2 protein-coding genes are annotated in these 5,398 nt (G+C 66.3%); both read left to right on the top strand.

Annotation, left to right across the window (positions count from 1 at the left end; genetic code table 11):
- The coding region (locus EN935_RS20710) for an alpha-2-macroglobulin (RefSeq protein WP_164771229.1) at positions 1 to 3,065 on the top strand (3,065 nt) is incomplete at its 5' end.
- Positions 3,066 to 3,173: 108 nt separating this feature from the next.
- Positions 3,174 to 5,264: a penicillin-binding protein 1C gene (gene pbpC, locus EN935_RS20705; RefSeq protein WP_245489012.1), complete on the top strand. Its 2,091-nt coding sequence runs from the start codon at positions 3,174 to 3,176 to the stop codon at positions 5,262 to 5,264.
- Positions 5,265 to 5,398: the final 134 nt, after the last annotated feature.

Genomic DNA, 5,398 nt, shown 5'->3' with positions numbered 1-5,398 from the left:
CGGTCAGGATGCGCGAAACCGGTGGCCGCGCCATCGAGCGTTCGCTCAACATCGGCATCCGCCCGCAAGGCCATATGATCGGCATCCGTCCGGATTTCGCCGACAATGAAGTGCCGCAGGGCGGCACCGCCAAGTTCAGCCTGATCGCCGTCGATCCCGACGGCAAGCGCGAGGCGCTGAAAGGCGCGCAGTGGACGCTGGTCAAGGTCGAACGCAATTATCAGTGGTACCGCTCCAACAATTCCTGGAATTACGAGCCGGTCACCTTCACCAAGTCGATCGCCAACGGCCAGGTCGACCTCAACGCCGAAGGCGACGCAACCGTCTCCGTGCCGGTCGACTGGGGCCAGTACCGGCTCGAGGTCGAGACATCGGATCCCGAGGGACCGGCGACCAGCTACGAGTTCGATGCCGGCTGGTATGTCTCTTCGACCACCACCGAAACGCCTGACGGCCTCGAAATCGCCCTCGACAAGGACACCTATGCCGCCGGCGAAGTGGCCAAGCTGAAAGTCTCGCCGCACTTTGCCGGCGAACTTCTCATCAACATCGGCTCCGACAAGCTGTTGAAGACCGTCACGGCGTCAGTGCCGGCCGGCGGCAGCACCGTTGACATTCCGGTCGGCGACAACTGGGGCGCCGGCGCCTATGTCACAGCAACCCTGTTCCGGCCGGGCGAAGCGCAGGAAACGCGCTTGCCGGCGCGCGCCATCGGCGTGAAATGGCTGAAGGTCGATCCGGGCTCGAAGAAGCTCGCCATCACCCTGACGCCGCCGGACAAGACCATGCCGCGCCAGCAGCTGTCGATCCCGGTTTCCGTGGCCGGCGTGCAGCCGGGCAGCAATGCCTATGTCATGGTTGCCGCCGTCGACGTCGGCATCCTCAACCTGACCAACTACAAGGCGCCGGATCCGGAGAACTGGTTCTTCGGCCAGCGCATGCTGGGCATGGAAATCCGCGACATCTACGGTCGCCTGATCGACGGCTCGCTGGGCAACACCGGCAAGCTCAGGACCGGCGGCGACGGCGCCAACATGCAGGCGCAAGGCAGCCCGCCGACCGAAAAGCTGGTCGCTTTCTTCTCCGGTCCCGTCGAGCTCGATGCTGACGGCAAGGCGCGGATCGACTTCGACATCCCGCAGTTCAACGGCACCGTGCGCGTCATGGCCGTCGCCTGGACCAAGGAAGCGGTCGGCCACGCCCAGTCCGACGTGATCGTGCGCGATCCCGTCGTCATCACCGCCGGACTGCCGCGCTTCCTGGCGCCCGGTGACGCCGCCGTCATGCGCCTCGATGTCGCCGACACCGACGGCCCTGCCGGCGATTACGCCTTCTCGATCGAAACGACGGGCGACCTGTCGACGGGCGACAAGCCCCTGCCCGAGAAGCTGACGCTCGCCCAGGGCAAGCGGCAGACGCTGACCGTGCCGCTGATCGCACAGACGGCCGGCAATGCCTCGGTTACCATCAAGCTTGCCCATGCCGACGGCACCAAGGTCGAGCAGACGCTCTATGTGCCGGTGCGTCCGGCGCAATTGCCGGTCACCACCCGCCTGGTGGTCGACCTCAAGGGCAATGGCGGCGCGCTGCGCGTCGACAAGGAACTGCTGGCGGCAAGCCTGCTCGATGGCGCTTCCGTCAGCGTCGGCGTTTCGCAGGCCGCCGCCTTCGACGTGCCGTCGCTGTTGATGACGCTCGACCGCTACCCCTATGGTTGCGCCGAGCAGACCACCAGCCGCGCCATGCCGCTTCTCTACGTCAACGAGTTGGCATCTGGCATCGGCATGGCCAGCGATCCCGACATCCATGGCCGTATCCAGGACGCCATCTACAAGGTTCTGAGCTACCAGGCCTCGGCCGGCAGCTTCGGCCTGTGGGGTCCGGGCTCCGGCGATCTGTGGCTCGATGCCTATGTCACCGACTTCCTGACCAGGGCGCGCGAGCAGAAATACGACGTGCCGAGCCTGGCCATGAACCAGGCGCTGAGCAATCTGCAGAACTCGCTCGGCTACGACCAGAGCGTCCAGGACCGTGGCAGCGAGATCGCCTACGCCCTCTACGTTCTGGCCCGCAACAAGAAGGCCTCGATCGGCGATCTGCGCTACTACGCGGATACCCAGCTCGAAGCTTTCTCGAGCCCGATGGCCGTTGCCCAGCTGGCGGCGAGCCTGGCGCTCTACGGCGATACGCCGCGTGCGGAATCGACGTTCAAGACTGCCCTGCAGCTGGCCAAGTCGACCACCGACTACGACTACTACCGCTCCGACTACGGTTCGCGGCTGCGTGACGGCGCGGCGATGCTGGCGCTGGCGGCGGAATCCAAGCCGGTGCCGACGATCGTGCCAGAGCTGGTCAAGCTGGTGACCAGGGAACGCGCCGAAGCCCGCTGGACCAGCACCCAGGACGAGTCCTGGATGCTGCTGGCGGCCCGCGCGCTGAAGGAAGGCAATGATACGATCACGCTGACCGTCAACGGCGCGCCGCATTCCGGCGGCTATTCCAACCAGGTCGAAGGTTCTGACCTGGTTGACAGCCCGCTGACCATCGCCAACACCGGCAAGACCCCGCTGCAGGCCGTCGTCACCACGGTGGCGTCGCCGACCCAGCCCCTGCCGGCCGGCGGCGACGGCTTCACCATCAGCCGCACCTACTACAAGCTTGATGGCACCGAAGCCAATGTCACCGAGGCGACGCAGAACGAACGCTATGTCGTCGTGCTCAAGGTCAACGAGCAGAACACATGGCCATCGCGCCTGCTGGTCACCGACCTGTTGCCGGCCGGCTTCGAGATCGACAATCCTGGCCTGGTCTCCAGCGCCCAGTTGACGAACTTCTCGTGGCTGGCGCAGACCGATGCGGCCCATCTCGAATTCCGCGACGACCGTTTCGTCGCGGCGTTCAACCCGGCCGACGGCGACCACGACCACAATTTGACCCTCGCCTATGTCGTGCGCGCGGTGACACCTGGCACCTACGCCCATCCGGCGGCAACGGTGGAGGACATGTACCGGCCGCAATACTCGGCCCGCACCGCCACCGGCATGATGGAGATCAAGGCGCCGTAAGGCGCCGGTGGTAACGATCATGCAAATGGCGATTGCGCTAGCGACAGCTCCCCTCTCCCCGTCACTACACGGGGGGAAGGTGCCGGCAGGCGGATGAGGGGCAGCACCATGCTCTCCAAAAAAATCCTGCGCCGGGCAGCCATTACGGGCGTCTCCCTCGCCGGCCTTGCGGTGATCTCGGCAGCCAGTCTCTGGGAACTTGACCGCGCCTTCCCGCCCCCGCTTCCGGCCGAACTCACGGTCTCGACCGAAGTCCAGGACCGCGATGGCCAGCTGTTGCGCGCCTTCGCCACGCCGGACGGCTACTGGCGGCTGGAGACCCGTCTCGACCAGGTCGACAAGCAATTCGTCGACATGCTGGTCACCTATGAGGACAAGCGTTTCTGGGACCATGAGGGTGTCGACGTGCTGGCGCTGGCGCGGGCCGCCGGCCAGTTCGCCACCAGCGGCCACATCGTCTCCGGTGGCTCGACCCTGTCCATGCAGCTCGCCCGGCTGATCGAGCCGCGCGAAAGCCGCAGCCTCGGGTCCAAGATCAAGCAGATGCTGCGCGCCATCCAGATCGAGCGGCGATTGTCGAAACGCGAGATCCTCGAACGCTACCTGACGCTGGCGCCCTATGGCGGCAATCTGGAAGGCGTGCGCGCCGCCTCGCTCGCCTATTTCGGCAAGGAACCGAAGCGGCTCACCGTTTCCGAATCCGCCCTTCTCGTCGCCTTGCCGCAACTGCCGGAAAAGCGCCGACCCGACCGCAATTTGAAGATCGCCCACGCCGCCCGCGACCGGGTGCTGACCCGCATGGTCTCCTCCGGCCTGCTCGGCGAGCGCGAGGCAGCACGTGCCGCCCTCGACGATGTAGCGGGCCTGCGCCGCACGCTGCCTGCTCTCGCTGCGCACGCCGCCTATGCGATGCTGCCCAAGGCTGTTCCCGGCCAGCCCTTGCAGCTGACGATCCGTAAGAGCGTCCAGGAAGGGCTGGAGCAGGTGGCGAGGGACGCGGCCACTAAGCTTGGGCATCGCCTGTCGGTCGCCATGGTGCTGGCCGACTCCCGCACCGGCGACATCCTCGGTGAAGTCGGCTCGGCCAATTTCTTCGACGCCAGCCGCTCCGGCTGGATCGACATGACCAAGATCGTCCGCTCGCCCGGTTCGACGCTCAAGCCGTTCATCTACGGTCTTGCTTTCGAACAGGGCCTGGTGGCGCAGGAGACGCTGATTGACGACAGCCCCGTCGATTTCTCCGGCTACCGGCCAAAGAATTTCGACATGGGCTATCAGGGCGATGTCAGCATCCGGCAAGCGCTGCAACTGTCGCTCAACGTGCCGGCAATCCGCGTGCTCGATGCAGTCGGACCAACGCGGCTGATGGCGCGCTTCCGCCAGGCCGGGGTAAACCCCATACTGCCGGTCAACGAGGCGCCGGGCCTGGCCATCGGCCTTGGCGGCGTAGGCGTCACGCTGCGCGACCTCGTCCAGCTCTACACAGGGCTCGCCAATGGCGGCAAGACGCACACGCTGCATGACGGCACCGAGCCGGCCAATGTCGAGCGCACCAGCGCCACCATCCTTGACGGTCAGGCCAACTGGCAGATCATCGACATATTGTCGGGCGTCAAGCCGCCCGAGGGTGCCTTGCAGCGCGGCATTGCCTACAAGACCGGCACCTCCTACGGCTACCGCGACGCGTGGTCGGTCGGCTTCGACGGCCGCTATGTGCTGGGTGTCTGGGTCGGCCGCCCCGACGCTGGTGCGGTGCCGGGCCTGTCCGGCTATGTCTCGGCCGCCCCCATCCTCTTCGAGGGTTTTGTCCGCTCGGGCTTGGCCACCGTTCCATTGCCGGGCAAGCCGCCCGGCGTGTTCAGCCCGAGGCGTGAGGACCTGCCGGTGACGCTCGCCCGCTTCGGGGCCGGGTCGGACGGACTGGTGCAGGCGACAGTAACCGAACCCGCACCGACCATCATCTTCCCGCCCGACGGCGCCCGCGTCGATCTCGGCACCAATTCAGTCGACGCCTCGCCGCTGGTGCTGAAGCTGCAAGGCGGCCGCGCGCCGTTCCGCTGGCTGGCCAACGGCAAGCCGCTCACCGGCATCGACCGTCGCCGCACCGCGACCTGGCAACCTGACGGCGCCGGCTATTCGACGCTGACCGTCATCGACGCCGCGGGGCGTGCGGCCAGCGTCAAGGTGTTCGTCGAGTGAAAGTGTCCGTTGAATAGAATGCGCCAGGCGATTCAGCGCATTGGCTTTTGCGCGCTGATGCTTGCAGCTTCCGTTCCGCCGGCCCATGCCGACGCCCTGCCCGCCGGCTTTGTCCGGCTCGCCGATGTCGACCC

Origin of the sequence: Mesorhizobium sp. M7D.F.Ca.US.004.03.1.1 (genome assembly GCF_003998635.1) — a bacterium.
Taxonomy (GTDB): domain Bacteria; phylum Pseudomonadota; class Alphaproteobacteria; order Rhizobiales; family Rhizobiaceae; genus Mesorhizobium; species Mesorhizobium loti.
The sequence above is the reverse complement of the archived record's forward strand: the minus strand, read 5'-3'. Positions and strand labels throughout refer to the sequence as shown.

Bases quoted from the DNA above. Each gene is read 5' to 3' on its own strand.
- pbpC (WP_245489012.1), top strand. From the start codon at position 3,174: ATGCTCTCCAAAAAAATCCTGCGCCGGGCAGCCATTACGGGCGTCTCC.